The 25,193-nt window shown below is 73.9% G+C and carries 20 protein-coding genes and 1 pseudogene; 7 read left to right on the top strand and 14 right to left on the bottom strand.

Going from position 1 to position 25,193, the window contains the following annotated elements:
- Nucleotides 1–23 precede the first annotated feature (23 nt).
- Nucleotides 24–1,001, top strand: coding sequence for a hypothetical protein (locus tag WBQ80_RS12040; protein WP_337282566.1), 978 nt, complete (start codon nt 24–26; stop codon nt 999–1,001).
- On the opposite strand, the gene WBQ80_RS12035 is transcribed toward WBQ80_RS12040, so the two are convergent.
- Nucleotides 925–2,838 (bottom strand): FAD-binding monooxygenase, encoded by a 1,914-nt coding sequence (locus WBQ80_RS12035; protein ID WP_336571738.1) that lies wholly within the window; start codon nt 2,836–2,838, stop codon nt 925–927. The two genes, WBQ80_RS12040 and WBQ80_RS12035, sit on opposite strands and share 77 nt — an antisense overlap.
- Before the next feature lie 171 nt (nt 2,839–3,009).
- Here WBQ80_RS12035 and WBQ80_RS12030 point away from each other — a divergent pair, with 171 nt between their 5' ends.
- The 3 genes and pseudogenes from WBQ80_RS12030 to WBQ80_RS17025 form a co-directional block, all read left to right on the top strand.
- Complete coding sequence (locus tag WBQ80_RS12030; RefSeq protein ID WP_336571739.1) at nt 3,010–3,192, top strand: hypothetical protein; 183 nt, start codon at nt 3,010–3,012, stop codon at nt 3,190–3,192.
- 57 nt (nt 3,193–3,249) lie between these two features.
- Nucleotides 3,250–3,606 carry an iron chaperone gene (locus tag WBQ80_RS12025; RefSeq protein WP_336571740.1) on the top strand — a complete coding sequence of 119 codons (357 nt, stop codon included), beginning with the start codon at nt 3,250–3,252 and terminating at the stop codon, nt 3,604–3,606.
- Nucleotides 3,607–4,138: 532 nt separating this feature from the next.
- Nucleotides 4,139–4,366: pseudogene (locus tag WBQ80_RS17025) on the top strand (YdeI/OmpD-associated family protein); the annotation flags it as partial.
- 43 nt (nt 4,367–4,409) lie between these two features.
- Here WBQ80_RS17025 and WBQ80_RS12015 read toward each other — a convergent pair.
- The 9 genes from WBQ80_RS12015 to WBQ80_RS11975 are packed head-to-tail and all read right to left on the bottom strand — an operon-like array spanning nt 4,410 to nt 16,087.
- Nucleotides 4,410–5,339, bottom strand: coding sequence for a BadF/BadG/BcrA/BcrD ATPase family protein (locus tag WBQ80_RS12015; RefSeq protein WP_336571742.1), 930 nt, complete (start codon nt 5,337–5,339; stop codon nt 4,410–4,412).
- Nucleotides 5,336–8,050 (bottom strand): glycosyl hydrolase-related protein, encoded by a 2,715-nt coding sequence (locus WBQ80_RS12010; protein ID WP_336571743.1) that lies wholly within the window; start codon nt 8,048–8,050, stop codon nt 5,336–5,338. Before WBQ80_RS12010 ends, WBQ80_RS12015 begins: the two co-directional genes overlap by 4 nt.
- Entirely contained in the window at nt 8,043–8,765 is a 723-nt protein-coding gene (locus WBQ80_RS12005) for an N-acetylmannosamine-6-phosphate 2-epimerase (protein ID WP_336571744.1), read from the bottom strand. Before WBQ80_RS12005 ends, WBQ80_RS12010 begins: the two co-directional genes overlap by 8 nt.
- 5 nt (nt 8,766–8,770) lie before the next feature.
- Nucleotides 8,771–10,597: an FAD-dependent oxidoreductase gene (locus WBQ80_RS12000; RefSeq protein WP_336571745.1), complete on the bottom strand. Its 1,827-nt coding sequence runs from the start codon at nt 10,595–10,597 to the stop codon at nt 8,771–8,773.
- Nucleotides 10,594–12,087, bottom strand: coding sequence for a DUF4127 family protein (locus tag WBQ80_RS11995; RefSeq protein ID WP_336571746.1), 1,494 nt, complete (start codon nt 12,085–12,087; stop codon nt 10,594–10,596). The genes WBQ80_RS12000 and WBQ80_RS11995 overlap by 4 nt, the downstream gene beginning before the upstream one ends.
- Nucleotides 12,088–12,130: 43 nt before the next feature.
- Nucleotides 12,131–12,952, bottom strand: coding sequence for a GntR family transcriptional regulator (locus WBQ80_RS11990; protein ID WP_336571747.1), 822 nt, complete (start codon nt 12,950–12,952; stop codon nt 12,131–12,133).
- Nucleotides 12,949–13,878, bottom strand: coding sequence for a carbohydrate ABC transporter permease (locus WBQ80_RS11985; RefSeq protein WP_336571748.1), 930 nt, complete (start codon nt 13,876–13,878; stop codon nt 12,949–12,951). The genes WBQ80_RS11990 and WBQ80_RS11985 overlap by 4 nt, the downstream gene beginning before the upstream one ends.
- Complete coding sequence (locus WBQ80_RS11980) at nt 13,875–14,753, bottom strand: carbohydrate ABC transporter permease (protein WP_336571749.1); 879 nt, start codon at nt 14,751–14,753, stop codon at nt 13,875–13,877. The genes WBQ80_RS11985 and WBQ80_RS11980 overlap by 4 nt, the downstream gene beginning before the upstream one ends.
- Nucleotides 14,754–14,758: 5 nt before the next feature.
- Nucleotides 14,759–16,087, bottom strand: coding sequence for an ABC transporter substrate-binding protein (locus tag WBQ80_RS11975; RefSeq protein ID WP_336571750.1), 1,329 nt, complete (start codon nt 16,085–16,087; stop codon nt 14,759–14,761).
- Nucleotides 16,088–16,351: 264 nt separating this feature from the next.
- On the opposite strand from WBQ80_RS11975, the gene WBQ80_RS11970 reads away from it, so the two are divergent.
- Entirely contained in the window at nt 16,352–18,817 is a 2,466-nt protein-coding gene (locus WBQ80_RS11970) for a glycoside hydrolase family 10 protein (protein ID WP_336571751.1), read from the top strand.
- An 88-nt stretch (nt 18,818–18,905) separates the two neighbouring features.
- On the opposite strand, the gene WBQ80_RS11965 is transcribed toward WBQ80_RS11970, so the two are convergent.
- The 3 genes from WBQ80_RS11965 to WBQ80_RS11955 all read right to left on the bottom strand — a co-directional run bounded on the left by WBQ80_RS11965 (nt 18,906) and on the right by WBQ80_RS11955 (nt 20,762).
- Nucleotides 18,906–19,088 carry an antitoxin gene (locus tag WBQ80_RS11965; RefSeq protein WP_336571752.1) on the bottom strand — a complete coding sequence of 61 codons (183 nt, stop codon included), beginning with the start codon at nt 19,086–19,088 and terminating at the stop codon, nt 18,906–18,908.
- Between the two features lie 107 nt (nt 19,089–19,195).
- Nucleotides 19,196–19,654, bottom strand: coding sequence for a YdeI/OmpD-associated family protein (locus WBQ80_RS11960; RefSeq protein ID WP_336571753.1), 459 nt, complete (start codon nt 19,652–19,654; stop codon nt 19,196–19,198).
- Nucleotides 19,644–20,762, bottom strand: a complete 1,119-nt coding sequence (locus tag WBQ80_RS11955) for a glycoside hydrolase family 5 protein (protein ID WP_336571754.1) — start codon at nt 20,760–20,762, stop codon at nt 19,644–19,646. The genes WBQ80_RS11960 and WBQ80_RS11955 overlap by 11 nt, the downstream gene beginning before the upstream one ends.
- Nucleotides 20,763–20,983: 221 nt before the next feature.
- Here WBQ80_RS11955 and WBQ80_RS11950 point away from each other — a divergent pair, with 221 nt between their 5' ends.
- Entirely contained in the window at nt 20,984–21,226 is a 243-nt protein-coding gene (locus WBQ80_RS11950; protein ID WP_336571755.1) for a hypothetical protein, read from the top strand.
- 58 nt (nt 21,227–21,284) lie between these two features.
- On the opposite strand, the gene WBQ80_RS11945 is transcribed toward WBQ80_RS11950, so the two are convergent.
- Nucleotides 21,285–24,056 carry a helix-turn-helix transcriptional regulator gene (locus WBQ80_RS11945; protein ID WP_336571809.1) on the bottom strand — a complete coding sequence of 924 codons (2,772 nt, stop codon included), beginning with the start codon at nt 24,054–24,056 and terminating at the stop codon, nt 21,285–21,287.
- 140 nt (nt 24,057–24,196) lie between these two features.
- Here WBQ80_RS11945 and WBQ80_RS11940 point away from each other — a divergent pair, with 140 nt between their 5' ends.
- Nucleotides 24,197–25,192 (top strand): alpha/beta hydrolase, encoded by a 996-nt coding sequence (locus WBQ80_RS11940; RefSeq protein ID WP_336571756.1) that lies wholly within the window; start codon nt 24,197–24,199, stop codon nt 25,190–25,192.
- Nucleotide 25,193 lies beyond the last annotated feature (1 nt).

The raw sequence follows: 25,193 nt of genomic DNA, 5'->3' as shown, positions 1-25,193 counted from the left end.
CGGTCGGGGGTAGCGTCGCCGAGGTGTCGACCCGAACCGACCCGATCCCGACCGACGCCGACCGGACGCGCCCGCTGGGCGCCTGGATCCCACCCCTGATCGGCGTCGCCGCCGCCGTGCTCGGCCTCCTGCCGTGGCTCGTCACGGGCCTGCGCCTCCCGCTGCAGAACCTGTGGGCCGCCGAGACCCTGCCCGACGACATGCCGATCGTGCTGCTGCCGTTCAGCCAGTACGCGCTGTCGCTCGTCGCCGCCCTCCTCGTCATCGGGGCCGCGGCGGCGGGCGTCGCCGTACGGTCCCTCCGGCTCCGGCTCCGGATGCCGCGGCTCGGCGTCCTCGCGGCCTTCGTCGGGCTCCTCGCGACCCAGGCCGTCGCCGCCGCGCAGACCGCGACGGTCGTCCGTCGCGGCCTCGACGCCTCGCGCGCGGCATCCGACCTCTACTTCGCGGCCGTGCTCGGCGTCGTCGTGCTCTCCGTCCTCGTCGGCGCGCTCGTGTTCTGGCTCGTCGCCGCCGCGCCGAGGGCGGGTGCGCTGGTCGGCCTGGCGATCGCCGCGGTGCTCTTCGGCCCCTGGGTGAGCGGGCTGCTCCTCCCCTTCGGCACCGTGCCCTCCGACTGGCAGCTCGCCCTCGCGACCTGGACCCGGTGGGTGCCGGCCGTGGTGATCGGGCTCGCGATCGCGTGGTGCGGCGTGGCGACGATCGGTCGCGTGATCGCCGCGCTCGCGAGCCTGCTCCTGCTGTGGATCGCACCCGCGGTCATCACGGGCGTCACGGCCGCGGCCGGCACGCGCGTGCTCGCCTCCTCGCCCCTCGACATGCTCGACTACGCGGTGCAGGTCACCGGCATGGCGCTGTTCCTACCCGAGGTCGCGCTGCCGCCGATCGCCCTCGCGGTGGCGGTGGCGATCGGCGGGCTCGTCGTCAGGCGTGCGCGGGCTCGCGCTCGCCCGTCCGCAGGATCGGCGCGAAGAACGACGCCAGCTCCGCCGTCGCCGTGAGCGGCAGCACGTGCGACACGTACTGGTCGGGACGGACGACGACGATCGCACCGGCTCGGTCGACGCCGCGCGCCTCGAAGATGTCGTCGGCGGGGTCGGCGGCGTAGACCTTCTCGTAGTCGACGAGCTGGAACGACCCCACGTGCGGCAGGAACACCCTCGGCACGACGCCGAGGTCGACCTCGGTGTGCGGCTGCTGCGTGACGAGCTTCACGTCGAACCACGCGTCGCGGTCGAGGCCCTCGGGCGTCGCGGCGATCGGCGACTCGGGCGACGACGCGAGCCACTCCGCCAGCCCGACCGCGGCGGAGCCCTCGCCGAGCGGCGCGGCGTCGGCGAACACGTAGATGCGCCACCGGCCGTCGGCCGTCGCGTGGTGGCCGAGGTGCACGGGGTTGCCGTCGCACACGCGCGTGACGGGTGAGGACTTGAAGCGCTTGCCGACCGGGAACCCGGTCGCGAGCTCCTGGTGCGCGGGCTCGCCGACGATGAGCGACGGCGTGTACTGGGTCATGAACCCCGCCGGGAACTCGTGGGTCTGCACGTAGAAGTCCTCGAGCTCCGAGGGGCTCGCGAACTCCTCGGGCTTCTTGGCCATCATCGTCGACCACTGCTTGTCGAAGTCGATGAGGTTCTTCGCGACGACCTGGCGTTCGGCCGAGTACGTCGCGAGCAGGCTCTCGGGGCTGCGGCCCTCGAGCACGTGGCCGAGCTTCCACGCGAGGTTCCAGCCGTCCTGCATCGACACGTTCATGCCCTGGCCGGCCTTGGCGCTGTGGGTGTGGCAGGCGTCGCCGGCGATGAACACGCGCGGGGTGCGGGTGCCCGCGGCATCCGTCGGCACGTCGTCGAACCGGTCGGTGAGGCGATGACCCACCTCGTAGACGCTGTGCCACGCGACGTTCCTCACGTCGAGCGTGTACGGGTGCAGGATGTCGTTCGCCTTCGCGATGATCTGGTCGAGGGTGGTCTCGCGCACCCTGCCCGCGTCGTCGGGCGCGACCTCGCCGAGGTCGACGTACATGCGGAAGAGGTGCCCGCCCTCGCGCGGGATCAGCAGGATGTTCCCGGCCTCGGACTGGATCGAGCACTTCGTGCGGATGTCGGGGAAGTCGGTCACGGCGAGCGCGTCCATGACGCCCCACGCGTGGTTGGCCCTGTCGCCCTTCATGGTGCAGCCGATCGCGCTGCGCACCGTGCTGTGGGCGCCGTCGGCGCCGAGCACGTACTTGGCGCGGACGACGCGCTGCTGCCCCTCGCGCTCGCCCGAGGTGTGCGTCAGCGTGACCGCGACCGGGTACTCGGCGCCCTCCGACGCGTCGGCGATCTCGAGTCCGGCGAACTCGTAGCCGTAGTCGGGCACCGATCGCGCCGGGCCGTCGGCCGCGACCTCGGCGAAGTAGTCGAGCACGCGCGCCTGGTTCACGATGAGGTGCGGGAACTCGCTGATGCCGGTCGGGTCGTCGGCCGGCCGCGCGGTGCGGATGATCCTCGACGGGTCGGCGGGGTCGGGCTTCCAGAAGCACATCTCGGTGATCCGGTAGGCCTCGGCGATGATCCGCTCGGCGAACCCGAAGGCCTGGAACGTCTCGACGCTGCGCGCCTGGATGCCGTCGGCCTGGCCGATCGCGAGGCGCCCGGGCCGCCGCTCGACCATGCGGGTGACGACGTTCGGGAACTGCGCGAGCTGCGCGGCGGCGATCATGCCCGCCGGCCCCGAGCCGACGATCAGCACGTCGACCTCGTCGGGGAGCTCGTCGGGCCGGTCGAGGCCGACGCCGGCGGCCGGCTTCACGCGGGGGTCGCCCGAGACGTATCCGTGGTGGTGGAACTGCACGGTGTGCTCCTCACATCGTTGTGGCCCGAGAGCGTGGTGCGGCGGTCGATGTTCGATAATCGAACGCACCATTCACATATCGCTCAGTCGATGGTAAACGGATGTCGCGAACGCGGCAACCTGCGAGAATCGGAGGCGAGCCACGCCCGCCGCGAACCGAAGGACCCCGCGATGACGCTGTACCGCCCGACCTCCCCCGAGCGACCGGACCAGCAGCCCCGGGGCCGTGAGACGAAGGCCTCGCTCGCCGGCACGGCGCTCATGCTCGCGATCGCCGCGGTCGTCATCGGAACGGGCCTGCTGCTCAGCTTCGCGGCGGTCGCGCTCGGCGGCACCGCGCTCGAGCTGCCCTAGCGGCTCGCCGGCCCGCGGCGCCCCGCCGGGCGGCCTCCGGATGAGAGCATGGTCGCCATGACGGCGCAGGCGGTCGACGATTACGTGGCGTCCTTCCCGGAGGACGTCGCCGTGCGCCTGTCCGACGTGCGGGCCGCCATCCTCGCGGAGGTCCCCGAGCCCGAGGAGCGCGTGCGCTACGGCATCGCGGCGGTGATGCTCGGCGGGCGGTACGCGCTGCACTTCGCCGGCTGGAAGCAGCACATCGGCATCTACCCGGTGCCGCCGCTGTCCGATGCGCTCGAGGCCGAGGTCGCACCGCGTCGGTCCGGCAAGGACTCGGTGGTCTTCCGCCACGCCGATCCGCTCCCGGTCGAGTTGATCTCACGGATCACGCGCGAGATCGTCGCCCAGCGCGCCGCGAGCGGCGACTGACGTCGGATCCCGCGGTCCGCCCCGACGCCGCGTCGGTGGCGGGTGGCAGACTCGGCCCATGAGCGCGAGCGCGACGATCGGCACGCCCGGCGGCACTCCCGAGCGCCCGGCCCTGTTCTTCACCGGCCCCGACGAGTTCCGCGCGTGGCTCGAGGCCAACCACGAGACCGAGACCGAGCTCTGGATGGGCCTCTACAAGCGGCACGTGCCCGATCGCGGACTGACCTGGGAGCAGGCGGTGCCCGAGGCGCTCTGCTTCGGATGGATCGACTCGGTCTCGCAGCGCATCGACGACGACGCACGCCGCCAGCGCTGGACCCCGCGCAAGCCCTCGAGCATCTGGTCGGCCGTGAACATCGCGCTCGTCGAGCAGCTCACGGCCGAGGGGCGCATGCACCCGGCCGGCATCGCGGCGTTCGAGCGGCGCCGGGAGGACCGCTCCGGCGTGTACTCCCACGAGAACCCGGAGCAGGAACTTCCGCCGGAGTCCGCGTCCCGGCTCGCAGCGGAAGCCGCGGCATCCGCCTTCTGGGCCCGTGCGACGCCCACGTACCGCCGCCAGGCGGTCCACTGGGTGCTCTCGGCGAAGCAGGAGTCGACACGCGAGCGGCGGCTCGCGCAGCTCATCGACGACAGCGCGGCGGGCCGGCTCGCGCCGCCGTTCCGCTTCGGCGGCACGCCCAGGTGGGCGGAGCGGGCTGCCGAGGCGGCGCGAGCGGCCTCGCCGGCCGGCGAGCCCGCGTCACCCACCCCGGACTGACCGCCCGACCGGCTGATCCGCTGCCGGCTCGACCCTGCGCGGGTCAGCGGGTCGCGGTCACGACCGCCGCGGCGAGCGGATGGTCGGCCCCGAGGTCGTGCAGGCGTTCGACACCGTCGACCGGCTCGCCGAGGGGCTCCGCGAGCTGCAACGGGCCGGGCCCGGCGCCGGCCGACCCCGAGTGGTGCAGTGCCCGCTGGAGTGCGTCGCGGAGCACGGCCGAGGTCACCACCCTGCCGACGGCGCTCACGCGGGCCGTCGCAGGGTCGGCGCCCGAGCGCTCGAGCGCCGCGCGGATCGAATCCGCGAGCTCCTGGGCGGCGAAGCCCACGATGCGGAGCGCGGGGTCGTCGCCCGCCTCGGCAGCGGACGTCACCGCGGGTGCGAACGCGGCGATCCTCGCGACCCGGTCGGGATCGGCCTGCAGCTCGAGGTAGATCCGCTCCATCCGGCCGAAGCGCTCGACCGCCGCAGCGAGCAGCGACCTGGCGGGTCCTCGTCCGTCGGCCGACCGCAGCGCGGCATCGAGCCCCGCACGTCCGATCCAGTACGCGCTCCCCGCGTCGCCGAGCAGCGCGCCCCAGCCGTCGACGCGCGCGATCGCGGTCGGTCCCACGCCGAGCACCACGACCCCGGTGCCGACGGCGGCGACGACCCCCTCCGACTCGCCGTTCGCGCCGAGGTACCCCGTGACCGAGTCGTGGGCCACGGCCGCCCGGCGCACCGACGGCGCCGCGGCGAGGAGGTGCCCCGCGGCGTCCGGGGCGGCGTCGAATCCCGAGAGGCCGACGGCGACCGATTCGGGCGCGAGCGCCCGATTGCCCTCGACGACCGCCGCGACCTGCTCGATCGGCGAACGGTCGGTCCTCACTCCGGGGAGCACCAGCTCGCGGGCCTCGGCGCCGGCCACGCTCACGCGGAGCCGGATCGAGGACTGTCCCGCGTCGAGCGTGAAGCGGACTCCCCCGGTCACCCGAAGACCTCCAGGCGGAAGGAGCGCGTCGCGTGCGGGCCCATCGAGACGCGCACCTCGGCGGTGGCCCCCGACGGGGGCCCGGGGCTCGGCTCCGGCGTGGTGTCGGCGTCCGGGTCGGGCGTCTCGTCGAGCCGGACGGGGCTGACGCGCACCGCCCCGGGGACCGTGAGTCGCGCCTCGCGAGCGGAGTCGGCGGGGTTCACGAGTCGGAGGATCACGCCGTCGCCGTCGTCCGCGGGCTTCATCGCGCTCACGAGGGCCTCGTCGACCGCGATCGCGGCGGTCACGGGAGCCTCCGGCGCATCGGTGCCGTGTCGGAGCTGGAGCGCGACGACGCCCGTCCGACGGGCGTCGGCGGCATCCGCGAGCGCGAAGGCGTCGTGCGCGTCCCGGCCGAAGCGGAACCCGAGGCGCGCGGAGATCGGTCGGAGCTCCTGCGCCTCCGGCGTGGGCAGCTCCGGTCCGGCGCCCGTCGTCCGGCTCCGCAGGTCGAACCGCGAGAGCCATCCCACGCTGCGGAGCACCGTGACGGCGAGCTCGGCGTCGCCCTCGGGTCCGGCCTCGAGGCCCTGCACCTCGGACACGTGGTCGAGGAGCACCGCGACGGCGTGGTCGCCCTCACCGGCCGAGACGTACCCGTGGGCCGGGTGCGTCCCGATCTCCGCCTCGCGGTTGGGTGCCTCGGGCAGGGGGCCGAGCCCGGGCCCGAACGGACGGGCCAGGTTCGAGAAGTGCTGGCCGCTCGTCCACGTCGCCGGGGCACCGGGCACCGGGGCGTGGACGCGCAGGCGGTGGTCGAGCGCGGCGTTCACGAACCGGGCCGACCACTCGAGCCCCGGGCGGCCGTGCCAGTGGGCGAGCTCGACGGTCACGGGGGTCGCGACGGTCTCCGCCGCGCGCGCGTCGCGGGCGTCGTCGAGGCTGCGCGGCGGGTCGAGCGTCGCCGTCCACGACAGGACGGTCCGCACCGGCGTCCGCCGCACGCGCACATCCCCGGCGACGGCCGTGACGATGCGGTCGTCGGCGGGCGGGTCGTAGTTGTACGTGTCGCCCCGGTCGCCGCCGTCGACGAGCCGCGCGAGTCCGGTGCGGCGGATGCCGGCGGCCTCCGTCACCGAGAACGAGCCGTCGGCGGCGACGGCGACCTCGAGCCCGTCGCCGAGGTCGACCCGCTCGTCGATGGCCGCGGCGGCGATCGCGTCGGCGGCGGTGTCGCCGTCGACCGGGCCGAGGTGCAGGTCGTAGACCGCGAGCCCGCCCGGAGCGACCGCGCTCAGGAACCGCACGCGCTGGGTCCGCGCGAGCACGGAGTCGGGCAGCAGGTCGAGGTCGGCCTCGAACGAACGGCGGACGCCGTCATCCTCGACCTCGATCGGCACCGCGATGCCGTCCGGGCCCGTGGCGCCGACGACGGTGCGGTCCGGGGCGACGACGACCTCGACCTCGACCGGGACCTCGCGCCCGGAGGCGGCCGGCGGCGCGAACACGACGACCCGCGTGGCATCCGTCGCCGGCGCGCCGTGCACGCGCGTGTCGTAGCCGCGGCGCAGCAGGGCCCGGCGCACGAGCTGGTCGGCGAGCTGCACGACGCGGTCCGTGCGGACCGAGTTCTCGCGGTGCACCTCGTCGACGCTGCAGCCGCAGATGGAGTCGTGCGGCGCGTTCTCGAGCACGAGCTCCCACGCGTGCCGGAGGTGGCCGACGCTCGAGCCGTCGAGCGGCGTGGCATCGGGGGCCGACGACTCGGCCGGGGCCGCGGGCGCGAGCTGCTCGAGGGCGAGGAGCGGCTCGACGATCCGCTCCAGCAGCGTCTCCGCGCGGGCGTTCTCCTGCTTGAGGTGCACGCGCGCGGAGAGGGTGCCGGGGAGGATGAACGAGCCCGGGCCGCCGAGCCGGCGGAGTTCGCCCTCGACGACCTCCGGGTCGGGGCGTTCGGCCCGGACGGCGTCGAAGAAGGTCTCGAGCGACGACTGCGGGAGCTCGACCCGGCCGTCGACCGCGGGGGCGACCTCGGCGAGCACTCCGGTCGTGTCGCGCGGCGCCAGGTGGTCGCCGCCGTTCATGAGCAGCCACGGCCCGTCGGGTCGCCGCTCCGCCTCGCCCTCGAGGAACGCCGCGAGTCGATCGTCGCGGCCCTCCGGCGTCCAGAGCACCTCCGCCTCGTGGTAGCGCTGGGTCACCGCATAGACCTCCGAGCCGTCGGGCGAGCGCCAGCGGAACTCGGCGAGCTCGGGCGGGGCTCCACGCCAGACGAGCGCCGTGCGGATGCCGAACCCGTGGAGGATCCGCGGCAGGTCGGCCGGGTGGCCGAAGGCGTCGGGCGAGTAGCCGATGCCGGTCAGATCGCCGATCGCGGCGCCGTGGCGGCGCGCCGCGAGGAGGTTGCGCACGAGGTTCTCGCCCGACACGAGCTGGTTGTCGGCGAGCACGTGCCACGGGCCGATCGTGAGCCGGCCCGCGCGGACGTGGCGACGCACCTCGTCGACGAGGTCGGGGCGGAGGTCCGCCACATCCCGCATCGTGATCGTCTGGCCGTCGAGGTGGAAGGCCTCGAGCGAACCGGAGTCGAGCTGGCGGCAGACCTGCTCCACGAGCTCGACGAGCCGGGCGCGGTAGGACTCGAACGGCCGGTACCACTCGCGGTCCCAGTGCACGTGCGTGACGACGTGGCAGACGGGCGCGCCGGCGCCCTCGCGCGGCTCAGACATGGAGTCGCCCCCGTTCGGCGGCGCCGCGCCCGGCATCGGCGGGGATCGCGTCGACGAACCCCGCGGTGATCGAGGCCGGCCGGGTGATCGCACCGCCCACGACCACGGCCCATGCGCCCGCGTCGAACGCGGCGGCGAGCTGCCCGGGGGTCTGGATGCGGCCCTCGGCGACGACGGGCACGTCGACGGCGCGCACGAGCGCCGCCACGAGCGCCACGTCGGGGCCGGGAACGCCGGCCGTCTCGGGCGTGTAGCCCGACAGGGTCGTCCCGACGACGGCGGCGCCCGCGCGCGCTGCGGCGATGCCCTCGTCGAGCGTCGACACGTCGGCCATGACCGCGACGCCGCGGGCGGTGAGCTCCGCGATCGTCTCCTCGAGCGTGCGCCCGTCGGGTCGGGGCCGCGCGGTCGCGTCGATCGCGACGAGATCGGCTCCCGCCTCGGCGACCTGCAGCGCGTGCTCGAGCGTGGGCGTGATGTACACGCCCTCGTGCCCGGCCTTCCACAGCCCGATGAGGGGCAGGTCGGTGGCGCTCCGGATGGCGCGGACGTCGTCCGGTCCCTCGCAGCGGATGCCGCCCGCGCCGCCGGCGATCGCCGACAGCGCCATCGCGGTCATGTGCTCGGGTCCGTGCAGCGGCTCGCCGGCTCGCGCCTGGCAGGAGACGACGAGGCGGCCGCGCAGCCGGTCGAGGAGGGACGGGATGTGGTGCATGGTCCTCATTCGTGGTCGTGGCGGGACGGGATCGCCGTCACGCCGTGGAGGGCTCCCGGCTGCCCGAGGGCGTCCGCGGCGGTCAGGATCGGGTCGGCGAGGGCTCGGGCGAGATCGGCCCAGGAGGCGCCGGCGCGTTCGGGCGGCGCCGGCGCCTCGAGGTCGAAGCGCGCCGCGAGCAGGGCGGCGGCGCGGGAGAGGGCGGCGACGGCCTCCGCGCCGGCGGGCTCGTCCGGTCGGACGTCGAGCCGGGCCAGGCGGTCGGCGTCGAGGCCGCCGTGCGCCGCCAGCAGCGACCCCGCGACGAACGCCGGGTGCGCGGGGTGGAGGTCCGTCGCCCACACGATGGGGACGTCCGCGCGCAGCAGCGCGACCTGCACGGCGACCCGTGCGGCGGGATCGGCCACGACGCCCGCCGGGCTCGTGCGGCGCTCGAGTGCGACGGCGCCCAGTGCACCCGCCGCCTCGCCCACGGCCCACTCGCCGTGGTGCACGCGATAGGCCGCTGCGGCCACCTGCGTCGCCGCGAGGTCCTTGGCCCCGGCCACCAGGTTCGCCGGGGCGCCGTCGATGCTCGAGACGAGCGCCCGGAGCGGGACCTGGAACGGCGAGGTCGGCGCGTACACGCTCGCGTGGCCGCCGACGCGGGGGTGCAGGTCGGCGTGGTACCAGGCGATCCCGACGGCGTCGTCGAAGGCCGCGGCCCTCGCGAGCCCGGGCACCGGAGCGAGGTCGTGCTCGGTGACGGGCTCGGCCGACGCGAGACGGCGCGACTCCCGGACGTACGGGGTCTCGGCGAGGCCGTCCGGCGTGCCCGAGATCTCCGGGGCGAGCCGCAGCTCGTGGTACCCCGTTGCGGCACCGTCGCCGCGCGGCGCCTCGGTCCGGAGCCAGTGCACGAACGCGGCCGCGAGCCGGCGCGCGGCGGCATCCGTCCGCTCCGGCTCGGCCGTGAGCGGACTGCCGTACCAGTCGTTGCCGTGCCAGTTGATGATCGCGGCATCCGGCCCGCCCACCTGCCGCGGATCGCGGACCCGGCGGTACGACCAGAAGGAGCCCGGCTCGACCCGATCATCGAAGAAGGGGAAGGTGTGCTCGTGATCGGCGTCGTTCGCGAGCGTGAGGCTGAAGGGCTGGGCGTCGCGAAGCTCGGCGTAGCCCTCCGGCGGCGCACCGACGGCACCCGGCTCGTCATCGCGCACGAGGGCCGCGACGATCGTGCAGGACTGCTCGGCGCGGGGATCGGGCCCGCCCGGCAGCGCGTGCGGCTCGCCGAACGCGTCGCGACCCTCCGAACCGACGATCCACTCGACCCCGGCCAGCGGGAGCAGGTCGCCGGTCTCGGTCGCGTCGATCACGACGTCGCCCGCGACGCGGAGCACGCCGGCCGGCGTCCGGAACCGGACCGCCACGAGGCGATCGCCGGACCGCTCGACCTCGACGGGGGTGGCCCGCGTCACGACGGTGAGCCGCCCGGCGTCGATCGCCGGGGCGAGCATCCTCGAGAGCACCCGCTCGCCGGTGAGCGGTTCGAAGCAGAGCCGGCTCACCCAGCCGCCGCCGGGGTTGGCGACGCCGCCGTACTCGCGCCGCACCTCCTCGCGGAAGGCCCGGTAGGAGGCCGAGCATCCGGCGGTCTCGATGTGCGGATGCTCGTCGAGCGGTGCGGTGAGCTGCGCGGTGACCTGTCCGCCGATGCGGGACTCCGGCCCCGCGATGACGGCGGTGCGCCCCGCGCGCACCACCGCCATCGCGGCCGCGATCGCACCCAGGCCGATGCCTGCGATCACGACGTCCGCCCGCAGCTCGGCGGTCCCCGCCGGCGCGTTCACGGCAGTTCCCCTGCGGCATCGGCGAGCGCGATCTCGAAGCTGCGCTCCCACGGGAAGCGGACGTGCTGCGGGCGGACGGGCCCGATCCCGAGGCCGGGCACCGAGGCGACGGCCTCGTCGATGCGACCGGCGACGAGGGCGGATGCGGCATCCGGGTCGTCGATGCGGTCGTGGCGGTGGACGGGCGAGCCGAGCTCGCGCCGCAGGGCGGCTCGGGCGACGCTCATGTAGCCGAAGTCCTCGATGAGCCGGAGTCGGACGAGCCGCGCCGCGGCCGCCTCGTCGAACACGCCGGCGCGCCGGGCGGCGACCGCGGTGACGAGGTGGGCCGACGCGGTGCCCAGCGTGTTGCCGGCGGTGTTCCAGGCCGCGTAGCCGTCGAGCCGAGCGACGGCGCCGGTGGCGGCGAGCCCGCGCACGAGCGCCGGGTCGGCGCCGTTCGGCTGGGCGACGTCGCCCACGGCGACGGCGCGACCCGAGTCGAGGAGCCGCGCGGCGAGCTCCGCCGTACGGCGGGCAGCCGCGGCATCCGTCGCCGCCGGGGGCGCGACCGCCCAGTCGCCGCCCGTGCCGTCGGGCGCGTGCACGACGAGCACGGCGTCCGCGCCCGCCGGATCCTCGACGAGCACGCCGCCCGCCGCCTCGACCTGTGCACGTGCGGTCGCGCCGACCGGTCCGGTCTCGTACGGCGCGACCCGGCCGAGGCCGTCGGGCTCGGCGCACGCGACGGCCACGCGCGGCCCGGCATCGGGCGCGAGCCGATCCACGATCAGGCGAGCAGTGAGCACGGCGCCGGTCTCGTCGGCGCCGGGACCGACCACGACACGGTCGCGCAGGTCCAGACGCGCGGTCCACGCGTCGAGGTCCGCCTGCGCGGCGGCCGAGAGCGACCGGGCGGCCGCATCGTCCACGCCGACGAAGAGACGCGAGATCGTGCCGTCGGCCGCCAGCCCCAGCGCCGCGAGCCCGAGGGCGTGCTGGCGCAGCCGGCGACGCAGCCAGTCGGCGCGGATGTCGGCGGGCACGGGTCCCGCGACATCCGGTCGCCCGCCGTCGGCCGGGCCGGCGCCGCCGGCCAGGCGAGCCGAGAGCGCGTGCAACGACGGCCCCCAGGTCGCCCAGTACCCGGGCTCCTCGAAGGCGTCGAGCGCGTCCGGCGACCGCGGCACCACGACGGCGGCGTGGACGGGCACGCGCAGGCCGCGGAGCACCGACCAGCGCGCGAGCACCTGCTCGAGCGGCTCGTCGCCGATGCGCGACGGGATGAGGCCGCCGAAGCCGAGCCCCTCGAGCGAGAGCACGACGCCGTCCGCGCGCGCCGCGGCATCCGCGAACCACGACGACAGCAGGCCGAGGTCGCCGGGCCGGCGCACCGACGGCAGCGCCGCAGCCGGAGGCCCGTCGAGCTCGGCGCCGGCGATGGCCGCCACGAGCCCCGGAAGGCGCGCGGAGACGGGCCGCTCGTCGAGCGGCACCAGCACGATCCTCATGTGCGGGCCCGCGCCTTCGGCAGGGACGGTGGAGCGGCGCGCATCAGCTTCGTCGCTTCACGTTGATCTGGAAGTCGTACGAGTCGCCGCGGTACACGCCCGTGGACGACTCGATGCGGCGGCCGTGCGTGTCGAACACGATGCGCGCGACGAGGAGCGCCGGGGCGCCCGGCTCGGACTCGAGGAGTTCCGCCTGCTGGGCGTCGAGGCCGACGGCCCGGATGGTCTGGTGCGCCCGCGCGGGCGTCGCTCCGGCGTGGTCGAAGTACTCGTAGAGCGAGCCGAGCAGCTCCGGTCCCAGGTTGTCGCCCGTGAGCCACTCGGGCAGCCACAGGCTCTCGATGCACAGCGGGGCGCCGTCGGCGGTGCGGAGGCGCTCGATGTGCACGGCCCGCGCCCCGGTCGGGATGAGCAGCTCGCGCGCGACGCGCTCGTCGGCCCGTCCGTGCTCGAGGCGCAGCACGCGCGAGCCCGGGGTCATGCCGCGCTCGGAGATGTCCTCGGAGAACGAGGTCAGGTACGGCGACTTCGTGACGAGGTCCTTGTCGGCGACGAACGTGCCCGAGCCCTGCACGCGGTACACCCAGCCGTGGTCGGCGAGGCGCGCGAGCGCCTGCCGGATCGTCGCCCGGCTCACCCCGAAGCGGTTGACGAGTTCGCGCTCGGGCGGCAGCGGGTCGTGCGGCGAGAGGTTCGCGATGACCTCGTCGCGCAGCCGCGCGCGGATCGCGTCGGACTTCGAACCGGGGTCGGGGCGCACGGCAGCGCCACCCGCGGGCGCCGTCGGCGCGGTGGGTCCGGCCGGCGCCGCGCCGGCGACGTCCGCCGGCACCTCCGCCGCCGTCTGGTCGAACTCGATGCTCATCCCTTCACCGCCCCTTCTCCAGCGCCGCGGAAGAACCACTTCTGTGCGAAGAAGAACGCGATGATGAGCGGGATCACCGCGATCATCGTGCCGGCGGCGACGACCTTCTGATCATCGGCGAACGCCCCCGCGAGGAACTGCAGGCCCACCGTGAGCGTGTAGTTCTCCTGGCTGGTCAGCACGATCTGCGGCCAGAGGAAGTCGTCCCACGCGAACATGAAGCTGAAGATGCCGACCACGGCCATCGTGCCCTTGATCGAGGGCATCGAGACCCGCCAGTAGCGCTGGAACTCGGTCGCCCCGTCGAGCACGGCCGCCTCGTCGATGGCCCGCGGCAGCGAGAGGAACGCCGACCGGAACAGCAGGATCGAGAACCCGGTGACGGCGGAGGGCAGGATGACGCCGAGCAGCGTGTCGACGAGCCCGAGCTGTCGGGTCGTGAGGAAGACCGAGATGAAGATGACCTCGAACGGGATCACGAGCGTCGCGAGGAAGGTGAGGTACGCCGCGGTGTTGCCCCGGAAGCGGAGCCGGGCCAGCGCGAAGCCCGCCATCGAGCCGAAGAGGATGTTCGTCACGGTCGAGGCGGTCGCGACGATGAACGAGTTGCCGATGAAGGTCCACACCGGGATCACGTCGGCGACCTTCGCGAAGTTCTCGAGCGTCGGGTCGCGCGGGATCAGGTACGGCGGGTACGAGAAGACGCTGTCGGCGTCGCCCTTGAGCGCCGTGCCGAGGGTGTACAGGAACGGGCCGACGAGCAGCGCGAGCACGAGGAGCAGCGCCAGGTAGTGCAGCACGCGCCGGGCGACGCCCGCCGCACCGAGGGGCCGGCGACGGCGGAACCGCGGCGGGGCGTCGACGCCGCTCGCGGGCATGGCGGATGCCGCGTCGCGGGCGGCGTCCGTGGATTCGATGACGCTCATGCTTCCACGTTCTCCCTGCTCAGCTTCTGGAGCGCGACGGTCAGGCCGATGGTGAACACGAAGAGCACGAGGCTCATCGCGGCGGCGTAGCCGACCTGGCCGTCGAAGCCGGAGCCGACCTCGCGGATCGTGAACACCAGCGACCGGACGGTGCCTCCGGGGCCGGCGGTCGGACCGGCGATGACGAAGATCTCGGCGTACACCTTCATGGCGGCGATCGCCGAGAGCACGCCCACGAGGAGCATCGTGGGGCGGACGGACGGCACGGTCACCGACCAGAAGCGGCGGAGGCCGCCGGCGCCGTCGACCTGCGCGGCCTCGTGCAGCTCGCCCGGCACGTTCGCGAGCGCGGTGAGGTAGATGACCATGTAGAAGCCGAGCCCCTTCCAGACGGTGACGAGCATGCAGCTGAAGAGCAGCAGCGTGCCGTCGGTGAGGAACGGCAGCGGCTCCTGGACGATGCTGAGCGTCTGGAACAGCCAGTTGACCGGTCCGCGTTCCTTGAGCAGGAACACCCAGATCAGGCCGACGACCACCATCGAGGCGATCACGGGCGTGTAGAACGACGCCCGGAAGAAGGCCATGCCCGGGATCTTCGGCTGGACGAGCATGGCCAGCAGCAGCGGCAGCACCACGAGGAGCGGCACCACGACGGCCACGTAGAGGAGCGTGTTGCCGGCGGAGAGCCAGAACACGTCGGAGGTGGCGAGGGCCCCGAAGTTCTCCAGACCCACGTACTGCCCGCCGGACGCCAGCCGGAAGTCGGTGAACGACAGCTGGACGGTTCGGAAGAACGGCACGACGTGGAAGATCAGCGCAACGGCGAGCGCCGGAGCCATGAGCACCCACGGGGTGAGGATCCTTCGGGGCCGCATGGCGACTACTCCCCGCCGCCGGTGATCTCGTTGGCCGCCTCGACGGCCTGGTCGAGCGCGTCCTGCGCGGAGAGCTCACCCGTGAGCGCGAGCTGGATCTTGGCCAGCACGGCGTTCTTCACCTGGTCGTCGTACTGCACGGGCGTGAGGTTCTCGGCCCGCTCGAGGCCGTCGGCCGAGAGCTTGACGGCCTTCGACAGCTCGGTGCCGTCGGAGTCGTCCTGGAAGAACGGGTCCTCGAGCGCCTCGGTCACCGAGGGCAGCACGGGGGCGACCTTCGAGAACGCGAGCTGGTTCTCGGCGTTGGTGATGAACTTGGTGAACGCGAGCGCGGTGCCCTTGTTCTCGCTCGTCTTCGGGATGAGCAGGCCCATGACCGACATGTTGATCGGCTCGCCCTCGTTCGCGATCTGCGGCGCGACGCGGGTGTTCTCGAAGACCTCGGGAGCGTTCTGCTCGATGCCGTTGAGGAAGTTCGGGCCCGACGGGAAGACGGCGACGGTGCCGGCCTGGTAGCCCTCCTTGGCGTCGTTCAGGGTCTGGGTCACCGAGTCGGCGGGGAAGACGCCGGACTGGTACATCTCGGCGAGCATCTCGACGTGCTCGACGGCCTCGGGCGTGTTGAACGTCCAGACGAGGTCCTCGTCGATGAGCGGCACGCCGATCTTCGCGAGGTCGGTGAGGAACCGGTTCTCGAGCGCGGGGTGCAGGCCGTAGAAGGCGCCGCCTCCGGCCTCGGAGATCGCGGCCGCGTCCTCGTAGAGCTCCTCGAAGGTCTCGGGGGCGTCGTCGGGGTCGAGGCCGGCCTGCTCGTAGAGGTCGGCGTTGTACATGGTGACCTCGCTGGTCAGGTACCACGGCACGCCGAAGGTGCCGTCGGTGCCCGGCACCTGGAAGCCCTTCCAGGCGCCCTCGACGTACTCGGACGCGAGTTCGGGGTCGGCCTGGTCGATGTCCAGGAAGACGCCCTCGCGCTCGAGGGGCTGCGCGAAGTTCGGGTTCATGTTGACGACGTCGGGCAGGTTGCCGGCCGCGGCGTCCGCGGCGAACTTCTCCTGTGCGCCCGCGAACGGCACGTCGATCCACTCGACCTCGGTGCCGGGGTACTCCTCCTCGAAGGCGGCGATGGTGTCCTCGATGTACTTCGCGAGGTCGGGGTTCGAGCTGAGCTCGAGCGTGGCGAAGCTGATCTCGCCTTCGACCGTCGACAGCTCGTCGGCGGATGCCTCGGAGCCGGTGTCGACTCCCTCGAGGCTGCAGCCGGCGAGCGCGAGCGCCAGGCCGGAGGCGGCCGCGGCGGCGGCGAGCGCGCGTCGCTTTCGGTTCAACGTCATTGTGGGACCTTTCGATTCGGGGAGCGGAAGGGTGCGTCCGTCGGGCACGGTAGCAAATGGTTCGTACCACTGCAACACGAGTGCACCATCTCCCTCCACCCGAGGCCGAGTCCGCCGGGGTCCCTCGCCCGTCGGACACACGATGGCTCTTGCGGTCAGGTGCGAGCGTGGTTAGCCTGACCAACCATTGGTCCGAACCATTCGGACCGATCCGGCACCGACGCCGACGCCGGGCCGGCAGACGACCTGAACGAAGGATCGATCGTGAACCCATCGAGACGTACGAGGCGCCTGGCGATGATCGCCGCGTGCGCCGCCGCCGCCCTGGCCGTCGGCGGCGTGACCGCAGCCCCGGCCGTGGGCGCCGCGCCCGCCGCTGCGGCCAGCGCCGCTCCCGCCGCCCCGGTGGCGGGCGACGAGGTGACCGCCGCCGACGGCGCGCGTCTTCCCGTCGCGGCCGTGAACCCGCCGAGCCGGCTCGCCGGCATGGTGGCCGTCTACACGCCCGCGTTCGGCGCGACCACCAAGACCAACCAGTTCGGCGGCGAGGCCGTGCTCCGCCCCGGCGCCGACGGCACCTGGCTGGTCGAGCGCGTGTGCACGGTGCTCGCCGCGTGCGCCGACCCGTCGTGGAAGCCGGGCGACAACGCCATCCCGGCCGACGGCATCGTCCTGTCGGTCTCCCCCGGCGGCACGCCCGACGTGCGCGCCTGGCTCCGCGACCACGTCCGGCCCGGCGACGCCCTCCGCATCGGCCCGGTCATCTCGCGCACGGCGACCGCCACGCTCGACGCGGTCGACCCGACCGCCGAGAACAACCCACCCGGTGTCGACGGCACGGGCGTCTGCTACCCGGGATGCCGCGGCGCGGAGCAGCTCGTCCAGTACACCCCGGCCTCCGGCCGGGCCACGACCGGAACCAACGACTTCGGCTTCGAGGTCACCGTGCAGGACGGCGTCGTCACGGGAGCGGGCGGCAACAACCGCGACATCCCCGCCGACGGCTTCGTGCTCTCCGGACACGGCAGCCGCGGCACCTGGCTGCAGGCCAACGCGGTCGTCGGCGCGACGATCGCCATCGAGGGCTCGACCCTGAGTGCGACCGTCGACGAGCGCACCGCGATCTTCGGCGCCGACCGCGCGCTCGACGACGCGACGGGCCGCATCGACGCGGCCGTCGAGTCCTGCCTCGCGTTCCCCGCGGACGCCGCCGACGACGCCGCCGCCGAGTCGGCCGCCCTGCTCGCCGACGCCCGCGCCGCGGCCGAGGCCGGCGACGCGGCCTCCGCCGTCGACCTCGCCACGTCGGCTCGCGCCGCCGCCGAGCTCGCCGCGTACCGCACCGCGGAGTCGCGCGTGGCCGAGGGCCGCGCGACGTGGGTCCGACCCGAGGAGACCACGCCCGAGGCCATCGAGGCGTCGCTCGACCGCATCGACGACGCCGGGTTCAACGTGATCTTCCTCGAGACGATCTACCAGGGCTACACGATCTTCCCGTCGGATGCCGCGGCCGCCGCGGGCGTCGCCCCGCAGCGCCCGAACATGGTCGGCTTCGACCCGCTGCAGGTCTGGATCGACGGCGCGCGGGAGCGCGGCATGGAGCTCCACCCGTGGATCCACACGTTCTTCGTGGGCTCCGACCAGACCGGCGGGGTCGGCCCCGTGCTCTCGGTGCACCCCGAGTGGGCGGCGATCCAGCGCAGGGACGTCGGCAAGGACGGGCTGCACCCCTCGATCGCGGAGCCGGGCTACTACTTCCTCGACGCCGCGATCCCCGAGGCGCGGGACTACGTGCAGTCGCTGCTCGCCGAGCTCATGACCGACTACGACATCGACGGCGTGCACCTCGACTACATCCGCTACCCGGTCTCGCTGCCGTGGGAGACCGCGGGCTACTCGTACAGCGACTACTCGCGCGACGCCTTCGCGGCCGCGCACGGCGCCGACCCGTACACCCTGACGCCCGCGTCGCCCGAGTGGCAGGCCTGGGTCGACTGGCGCATCGCGAACGTCACCTCGTTCGTGGGCGAGGTGCGCGCGTTGCAGCAGGAGGTCGCACCGGAGGTCGCGCTCTCGGCCGCCGTGTTCGCGGACCCCGTGGACGGCCTAGACAAGAAGTTCCAGAACTGGGGCGACTGGGTCGACCGCGGGTACGTCGACGTGCTGACCGGGATGTCGTTCGGCACCTCGGGCACGTCGGTGGCGCGCGACACCGAGGCCATGCGCGAGCGCGTCGGCGAGTTCGAGTACCTGTACACGGCGACCTACGGACCGTTCCGCGGGTCGACGCCGGCCACGGTGCTCGAGCAGATCCGCGCGGTGAACGCCGCCGGGTCCGACGGCACGGGCCTCTTCGCCTACAACCAGCTCTCGAACGAGCAGGCCGCGGCCCTCACCGAGGGCGCGCACCGGGTCGATGCGGTCGCCCCGCACGCCGACCCGACCGGCGCGGCCGCGGTGGGACTCGCCTCGCTCCGGGATTCCCTCGACGACGCCGTGGACGGGGAGTGCGTGACGGCGGACGCGGCCGACAAGCTCGACCACCGTCTCGCGAAGGCGCTCGACGGGATCGACGCCGGCGCCCTCGACAAGGTCGCCCGCGAGCTCGAGCGTGCCGCGGGCCTGCTCGGTTCGCCCTCTGCCGCCGGCGCGGCCGCTTGGGCCGAGCGCGCGGAGCGCGACCTCGCCATGTACGGGCGGTGGATCGGCACGGCGGCCAAGGCCGGGTAGTCCGGCCCGACCGCCGAGAGCGGGCGGATGCCATGCGGCATCCGCCCGCTCGTCGCGTGGATCGCGTCGCGAACCACGCAGTCGGCACCTACTGGCCGAGCTTGCGGTCGCCCGCATCGCGGGCGGCGTCGGTCTGCTCGTCGAACCTGCCGCCCGTGACCTTGTCGGCCGCGTCGTCGGCGCGGTCCAGGCCCTGGTCTGTGAGGTCCTCGCCCTTCTCGCCTCCGGCGAAGTCCTTCGCCTTGTCGCCGAGGTCTCCGAAATCAGCCACGATGGCCTCCTCTCCTTGCCGTGCGGCCCAACCTAGGCACGTCCGAGGCGGGAGGGGCAGGGCTTGACGCGGCGGCACGCCGCCCCCCGGCGCCGGCGCAGATTTCCTCACCTGAGCTCGTCGACGAGCGCCTGGAGCCGCCGGGCGCGGGTCTCCGGACGACCGGCCGACTCGATCGGATACAGGCGGCGGCGACGATCCGATGGGGGCAGTCCCTCCCACCGTTCCAGCACCCCGGCGTCGGCGAGCCGCGCTGCGACATCCGCCGGCACGAGCACGTCGTCGTCGTGGGCGGGGCGCAGGCGGCACTCGACCGGCGCCCCGGCCTCGGCGCCGATCCGGCGGAGCAGGAAGCGGCCCGCCCAGACGAACGGTCCGTCGACGACGGGCGCCCGGGTCACCGCGAGGCTGACCGCCGCGCCCTCGATCGTCCCCTCGAGCCGTCGCGTCCCGGCGTCGCGTGCCGCCTCGGCGAGCTCCTCGGGGATCCGGATGACGGTGTAGGTGCTGCGACCCCAGACCACCGGCTCGACCGGCGCGACGAACTCCGTCTCGTCACGCGGCATCCGCTGCCCCGCCCGTCCCGCCCGCGCCACGCGGCGGGAAGAAGCCCGCCTCGGTCGCGCGGAGGAAGTCCCACACGTCGAGCTCGGGCGTGTCGACGTGCATGCGCCAGCTCCAGTAGGTCCATGCCGCCGCGGGCTCGAACGCCGCGAGGTGCGCTTCGGCGATCGTGCGGTTGTACTCGCGCCGTTCCTCGTCGGGCATCCCGGCGAGCGCCGCCTGCTTGGTGTCCATGCACCACTCGCCCACGATCACCGGGAAGCGCCGGCACGCCTCGGTGAGCACGTCGCCGAACGTGGCCGCGATGTACTCGAGGTAGCCGGGCAGGTCGCGCTGGCCGGCCATCATCACGTACATGTGGGTGTCCACCGCGAAGTTCTCGAACCCCTCGGCATCGAACCAATCGAGCCACTCGCGCATGCGGAAGCCGTCGTGGAGCACGACCCGCGCCGCGGGCGCCGCCGCCCGGATGCGACGATACGCGTCGCGGTAGAACGACTGCAGGAACGCCGTCGGCACGCCCTCCGACCCGGCCGCTCGCTCCGGATCGACGGCCGGGTACCGCTTCGGCACGTCGAGGAGCGCCCACAGCTCCGGCGAGATGGGTTCGTTGAGCACCTCGATGCCCCACAGTCCCGGCCGGTCGCCGTACCGCGCCGCGAGCCGCTCGAGCACCGTGAGCGCGAACTCGACGTGCTCGGGGTGCTGGTGGAATCGGCAGACTCCGCAGATCCCGCCGTTGTCGAACCCGTTCTGGCTCTCGGGCACGGTGTGCAGGTCGAGCAGGATGCGGATGCCGTACCGCTCCGCCCAATCGAAGGCGCGGTCGACGTACTCGACGCAGCCGACGAAGGGCGGCACGTCCCCGAAGACGAAGTACGGCACGGGCAGTCGCAGGAGCTGCACCCCCCGTGCGGCGAGGTAGGCGAAGTCGCGCCCCGTGATCCACGTGTCGCGGTGCACCGTGAACCGCTCGCGCCGTGCGGTCTCGTCGAGGGCGTGGGTCAGGTGCCACTCGTCCTCCGCGTCGGTCCCCGCGAACAGCTCGGGCGCCATCCACTTCTCGAGGACGAGCCAGTTGCCGAGGTTCACTCCCGTCAGCTCGGTCATGTCGATCCCTTCTGCGCTGCGGCGTCGATGTGCTCCTGCCGGACTCGCGGCAGGGCACGTGCCGCGATCGCTCGTCGCGCAGTCCGGTCTCCGGATACCGCGCGAGGGCGCCCTTCGTCGCGGTCCGCACGAGCACGACCGCGAGCCACGGCACGGCGCAGATCTGCGCGATGACGAGGAGCTGCCCGAGCCCCGAGGCCCAGCGCCGATCGAGCTCCTGGATGACGGGCTGGACGGCGGCGAGCATGATGATCGCGACGACGGGGGACTGCCAGAGCCGTCCGGAGAGCACGGTGACGTTCCAGCGCGTGGCGAGCCGGCGGAGCAGCAGCACCACGACGACGCCCAGCGCGAACGCGATCGTCAGCGCGACGGCGGCCGCGACGAGCAGCTCCGTGAGCGTCGCTTCGGCCAGGTCGAACATGGTGCGGGGCCTCGCCTTCCGGATCCCCGTGGTCGGGTGAGGTTGCTCCGACGGTACGTTCCGCGTCCGGCGCTGCGCATCACGCGATCGCGTAGTCGTCAGCGGTCGGATGCCGCGGCCCGCTGCTCTGCCGAGGACTCGCGTTCGGCCAGCGCGATGTGCAGCCGCGCGCGCGACGAGATGCCGAGCTTCCGGAACGCCTTCCGCAGGTGGTAGTCGACGGTGCTCGCGCTGAGGTGCATGCGAGTGGCGATCGCCGCGTTCGACAGGCCCTCGCTCGCGAGGCGGGCTACGACGATCTCCTGCGTCGAGAGCTCGCCCGACTCGGTCGCGGCCGGCGCGGCGGCGCCGAGCGCGGCGAGCTCTCCCTCCACGCGCCGTCGGAAGGCGTGTGCCCCCATCTCGGCGAACGCCGCGTGGGCGCGGTCGAGGTGCACGCGCGCGTCGGCACGGCGGCGTTGACGTCGGAGCCACTCGCCGTAGAGCAGCTCGCCCCTCGCCTGCTCCGCACGCAGTCCGGTTCGCAAGAGGCGGTCGATCGCCTCCAGATGCAGGCGCTCGGCCTCCTCCGGGCGGTCCGCGAGCAGTGCCGCCGACCGAGCGCGGACGCCGAGCGCCCAGTCGGACCCCGACGCCTCCGTCGACACGGCGAGGCGTTGCATCGCCTGCTCGGCCGCCGCCCGGTCGCCCCCGCGCGCCCCGGACTCCACGGCCTCGACGAGCGCCCAGGTGGAGTACACGATGACGAGGGGATAGCGCGTCGCGGCCAGCGCGTGGGTCAGGCCCTCGTCGTACCGCATACCGCCGACGGCATGCAGCGCGCGTGCCCAGTGCACGAACGGTCGTACCATGCCCTCGCCGCGCTGCTCACCGTCGTCCAGTGCCGCGCGGAGCAGGTCCTCGCCCTCGGGTTCGCCCTCCCACGCGGCGATGGCCCCCACCCCGTATGCCGCACGTGGAATCGCGATCGAGTCCCAGATCTCCAGCGCCTCGTCGGCGAGCTCCCGCGCACGCGCGCCACGCCCGCGGAGCAACTCGAGCGACACCCCGGTCGTGATCGTCGCCGCCACCGCCGTGAGCGCGCCCGCTGCGCGAGCTGTCGCGGCGCCCTCGTCGATGAAGGCGCTCCAGCGGGCGTCGTCCCAGCCGATCGCCGCCAGTCGGCTCGCGATCCAGAGCCAGCGCGCCCGGATGCCCGGCTCCTCGGAGACGTCCGAGAACTCGAGCAGGTGGCGGCGCAGCAGGGGCAGGGATGCCGCGGGCTCGGCGACGACGAGGTCGCGCATCACGTCGAGGAGCCGGTCGACGGTCCGGCGCTCCCCCGGCGCCGGCGGAGGCGCCGCCCGAGTGCCTTCGGCGATCGAGCGGATGCCACTGCCGTCCTCGCCCGATGCGGCGAGCGTCGCCGCCGACAGCGCGTCGAGGTAGGCCTCGCGCGAGGCCGCCCGGTCGAACTCGGCGAGCGTTCGGGCGGCGGAGAGGAAGAGCTCCACGGGGCGCTCGCTGCGCTCCAGCGTGAAGAGGAGCCGGCCCCGTACGACGTCGAGGCGGGCCCGGTCCGCGGGATCGTCGGCATCCCGGCGCGCCTCGGTCAGCATCCGGAGCGCCCGCGGCTGCGCTCCGGCCAGCTCGAGCGCCGTCGCGCCCGCGACCGCGCATCGCAGCCGGGTCGCGGGCGACTCCGCGAGGTGCACCGCGCGCTCGTAGAACGCGGCGGCGGCGAGGAAGCCGCCGCGGGCCCCTGCACGGCCCGCTGACTGCTCGAGCGCGGCGGCCGCCGTCTCCGACAGCCCGAACGTGCCCAACGCCTGGTGCCATGCCCTGCGATCCGGGTCGCGCTGCCGGTCGGTCGCCTCGGCGAGTGCGGCGTGCACACGGCGCAGTTCCTCGGGGCTCGCGCGCCCGTAGGCTGCCGAGCGCACGAGCGGGTGCTCGAACGTCAGCCGCCGGCCGATGCGGACGAGGCCCGCCGCCTCGGCGGCCTCGAGGTCGTCGATGGACCTTCCGATGCCGTTCGCCGCCCGGGCGATGAGCCGGGGATCGCCGGTGGGGTCCGCGGCTGCGAGCAGCAGCACGACCGCGGCGGGCTCGGGAAGCTGCGCGATCCGCGAACCGAAGGCCTGCTCCAGTCGGTTCACCACCGGCAGCGCGCGCGCGTCCGGGCCCGGCTCGCGCTCGAGCCCGTGCACGAGGCTCGCCCTGGTCCCCTCCTGGATCATGAGCGGGTTTCCCCCGGACTCGGCGAGGATTCGGGCCATCACCTCCTCGTCCATCGGACCACCGGCGATCGAACGCAGCAGCACTCGCGAGTCCGTCTCGTCGAGGCCGCCGAGGGCGAGCGTCGGGATGCCGTCCACGCCCGCGACGTCGAGTCCGGCTCGCTTGACGAAGAGCATCGCGACCGGCAGCCGCTCCACGCGGCGAGCGACGAAGCCGAGCACCTGGACGCTCGACGCGTCGAGCCAGTGCACGTCGTCGACGGCGCAGAGCACGGGCCCGTCGCGTGCCGCCTCGCGCAGCAGCCCGAGCACGGCCATCCCGAGCACGAACGGCCGCGGCGCCGGCTGGTCGGCGCCGCCGAGCGCGACGCGGATCGCGTCGCCCTGCGATTCGGGCAGTCGGTCGGCCGCGTCCGGGACGGCGCTGAGGACCCGTTGCAGCCCGGCGAAGGGGAGCTCACGCTCGGCCTGCACGCCGGTCGCCGTCGCCACCCTGAACCCCACGGCGGCGCCGACGCCGTGGTCGAGCAGCACCGTCTTCCCGATCCCCGGGTCGCCCGTGATGACCAGGGCTCCACCGGCACCCTTCCGGGTCCGCTCGAGCAGCCCCTCGACGAGCGACCGCTCGCGGGCGCGACCGAGCACTCGCATCACCCCCGGGAGCTCAGACCATACGGCCCGGCCGATGCGAACCGGACCCTGCGAGAAGACTACGCATTCCCGTGATTCGCCGACACCCTCGTGTCCTTACCGTGGGCGAGTAGGGACCGACGATCGTTCGGGAGGTGCTCATGGGCGGGAGCCACTGGACACCCGACGTGCTCGGGACGCCGTACGAGCGCCTCGAGCTCGAGTTGGCGCCCGACGCCGAGGGCCCCGTCGTGGCGACGCTCGTCCGCCGGGTGCGCGACGAGGTCATCGACGGCCCCGGCCGGTTCGACGTCCTCTACGTGCACGGGTGGTCGGACTACTTCTTCCAGCGCGAGCTCGCCGAGTACTGGGTGCGCCGGGGCGCGCGCTTCCACGCCCTCGACCTGCGCAAGTACGGTCGGAGCCTGCGGCCGCACCAGACGCCCGGCTACGTCGACGACCTCGCGGCCTACGACGAGGAGCTCGACGCGGCGATCGACGTGATCCGCACACGGGGCGTCGAACCGCTCGTGCTCATGGGGCACTCCACCGGCGGCCTCACGCTGAGCCTGTGGGCGGCACGGCATCCGGACGTCGCGGACGGGCTCGTGCTCAACGCCCCGTGGCTCGAGTTCCAGACCCGCGCGGTGGGCCGCGCCATCCTGGAGCCGATGGTGCAGGTGGGCGCGGTCATCCATCCGCACGCGCCGTTCCCCGAGGTCGACCTCGGCTTCTACAGCCGCACCGTCTCCGCGGAGCTCGGCGGCGAGTGGACCTACGAGCGCGAGTGGCGCCCGGAGCACGGCTTCCGCACGAGCCGGGGATGGCTCAACGCGGTGCTCCGCGGACATGCCACCGTGGCGAAGGGGCTCGGCATCCGCATCCCGGTGCTCGTTCTCCTCTCGGCGCGGAGCATGCTGCAGCCCGTCTGGTCGGAGCAGATGCGGTTCGCCGACACCGCGATCGACGTCGGCGGCGTCGCGAGGCGGGCCGCCGACCTCGGCTCCGACGTCTGGATCCGCCGCATCGAGGGCGCGCTCCACGACGTCACGCTTTCGGCCGCGCCCGCCCGCGCGGCGGTGTGGGAGTCGCTCGACCGATGGCTTCCGGCGGTCATTCGCGCGGCGTCACCGGCCGGTTCGGGCGTGTCCGGGTAGG

This window comes from Agromyces sp. CCNWLW213, from assembly GCF_037199545.1.
Classification (GTDB): domain Bacteria; phylum Actinomycetota; class Actinomycetes; order Actinomycetales; family Microbacteriaceae; genus Agromyces.
Note: the sequence above shows the minus strand (reverse complement) of the source record. Positions and strands in the feature narration are given on the sequence as shown.

What these genes read in the sequence shown, in the direction of transcription:
- WBQ80_RS11995 (WP_336571746.1), bottom strand. Translation starts at nt 12,087, where the DNA reads ATGAGGATCGTGCTGGTGCCGCTCGACGAGCGGCCCGTCTCCGCGCGC.
- WBQ80_RS12005 (WP_336571744.1), bottom strand. Translation starts at nt 8,765, where the DNA reads ATGCACCACATCCCGTCCCTCCTCGACCGGCTGCGCGGCCGCCTCGTC.
- WBQ80_RS11980 (WP_336571749.1), bottom strand. Translation starts at nt 14,753, where the DNA reads ATGCGGCCCCGAAGGATCCTCACCCCGTGGGTGCTCATGGCTCCGGCG.
- WBQ80_RS11990 (WP_336571747.1), bottom strand. Translation starts at nt 12,952, where the DNA reads ATGAGCATCGAGTTCGACCAGACGGCGGCGGAGGTGCCGGCGGACGTC.
- WBQ80_RS11960 (WP_336571753.1), bottom strand. Translation starts at nt 19,654, where the DNA reads ATGCCGCGTGACGAGACGGAGTTCGTCGCGCCGGTCGAGCCGGTGGTC.
- WBQ80_RS11945 (WP_336571809.1), bottom strand. Translation starts at nt 24,056, where the DNA reads ATGCGAGTGCTCGGTCGCGCCCGCGAGCGGTCGCTCGTCGAGGGGCTG.
- WBQ80_RS12010 (WP_336571743.1), bottom strand. Translation starts at nt 8,050, where the DNA reads ATGTCTGAGCCGCGCGAGGGCGCCGGCGCGCCCGTCTGCCACGTCGTC.
- WBQ80_RS11950 (WP_336571755.1), top strand. Translation starts at nt 20,984, where the DNA reads ATGACGGGCTGGACGGCGGCGAGCATGATGATCGCGACGACGGGGGAC.
- WBQ80_RS11940 (WP_336571756.1), top strand. Translation starts at nt 24,197, where the DNA reads ATGGGCGGGAGCCACTGGACACCCGACGTGCTCGGGACGCCGTACGAG.
- WBQ80_RS12025 (WP_336571740.1), top strand. Translation starts at nt 3,250, where the DNA reads ATGACGGCGCAGGCGGTCGACGATTACGTGGCGTCCTTCCCGGAGGAC.
- WBQ80_RS11955 (WP_336571754.1), bottom strand. Translation starts at nt 20,762, where the DNA reads ATGACCGAGCTGACGGGAGTGAACCTCGGCAACTGGCTCGTCCTCGAG.
- WBQ80_RS11975 (WP_336571750.1), bottom strand. Translation starts at nt 16,087, where the DNA reads ATGACGTTGAACCGAAAGCGACGCGCGCTCGCCGCCGCCGCGGCCGCC.
- WBQ80_RS12030 (WP_336571739.1), top strand. Translation starts at nt 3,010, where the DNA reads ATGACGCTGTACCGCCCGACCTCCCCCGAGCGACCGGACCAGCAGCCC.
- WBQ80_RS11985 (WP_336571748.1), bottom strand. Translation starts at nt 13,878, where the DNA reads ATGAGCGTCATCGAATCCACGGACGCCGCCCGCGACGCGGCATCCGCC.